The organism is Nitratireductor sp. GZWM139, from assembly GCF_030068685.1.
Classification (GTDB): domain Bacteria; phylum Pseudomonadota; class Alphaproteobacteria; order Rhizobiales; family Rhizobiaceae; genus Nitratireductor; species Nitratireductor aquimarinus.
On sequence record NZ_JAMQML010000051.1, the window covers coordinates 1 to 1,411 of the forward strand.

Consider the following 1,411-nt stretch of genomic DNA (forward strand, 5'->3'; position numbering starts at 1 on the left):
TGTCATATGTGGAACGACCCGCTTGGCAAGGGCTTTTTCAGACAGTTGATCACACGGGAACGGTGCGGTCATATGTTCGGCCTTTCAGCGCGGCGATTAACCGCTGGCCTCGATGAGATCCGCGATGCGAGCGGCTAATCAACGGCACGCGCTTTGAGCGCGTTGACACAAGCGGCCTCTCTCGCCTCGGGATTTCGTCCCATGGAATCATCGTCTGCTTTTGCACCTCACCTCTGCCGGCTACCGCGCCGGCAGTTCATTTTGGCCGACTTCCGGTTCAAGCATTCGCGACGCTATCTACCGGTGCCATGCCTCGATATATCCCGCCCTTGGTCAGAAGTGCCCATATGACCCGGGCCGTCTTGTTTGCGAGCGCGACGGCCACGACCTTGTAGGGCCGTCGGGTCAGAAGCGCGCTCAGCCATTTCGGCGCTTTATCGTTGCCTCGGACGCGTCGCAGGACAGAGCTCGCGCCGAGGACGAGCAAGGAGCGGAGCTCGGGATTGCCCATCTTTGATATTCCTCCCAACCTCTCTTTGCCACCGCTCGAATGGGATCTCGGCGTTAATCCCAGCCAGGCTGCGAAGTGGCGAGCGGATTTGAACCCGCCGGGATCTGGAACAAGCGCCTTGATTGACGCCGCCGTGATCGGGCCGACGCCTGGTATAGTGGCCAGACGTCGCATATCCTCATCGCGCTTCGCTTCGGCGACAATCTCCCGTTCGAGCTTCACGACCTGCGCGAACAACGCCTCGATCTGATCGGCGAGGGTGGACAGAGCGAAGCGCGCAGTCTTCGGCAGGCGAGCATCGGTCGCATCACGCACGATGTCGATTAGGCCGGAAACCTTCGTTGTGCCGATGGCGGTGATGACACCCAATTCCGACAGATGAGCGCGTAGCGCATTAATCGCCTGGGTTTGTTGGCGGACCAGAAGGCTGCGCGTTTTTAACACCATCGCTGCCGCCTGTTGCTCCGCCGATTTGATGGGGACGAAGCGCATGGTTTTGCGCGTCACGGCCTCGCTGATCGCCTCGGCATCAGCGGCGTCAGTCTTACCGCGCTTCACGAAGGGCTTGACATAGACCGGCGGGATCACGCGAACGTCATGTCCAAGTGCTGCGATCTGGCGAGCCCAGTAGTGCGAACTGCCACAGGCCTCGAGGCCGACCAGACACGAAGGCTGCTTTGCGAAGAACCGCAGCACTTCAGCGCGGCGGAGCTTGCGGTTGAAGACTGGAGACCCCTCGGCGTCAGCGCCATGGATCTGAAAAACGTGCTTGGCCAAATCCAGCCCAATGGTGGTAATCTTCTTCACGGAACGGCTCCTACTTGTGACGTTGAAACAACGACCACGTTCTAGCACTTTGATGCTGCGGTAGCGGGCCGTTCCACCACATCAACGGCGGAG

The 1,411-nt window shown here is 60.0% G+C and carries 1 protein-coding gene; it reads right to left on the bottom strand.

The window, feature by feature from the left end:
- Positions 1-277 precede the first annotated feature (277 nt).
- The gene (locus NDI72_RS21855; protein WP_283801791.1) at positions 278-1,318 is read right to left on the bottom strand and encodes an IS110 family RNA-guided transposase; all 1,041 of its coding nucleotides are present in this window, start codon (positions 1,316-1,318) and stop codon (positions 278-280) included.
- Positions 1,319-1,411: the final 93 nt, after the last annotated feature.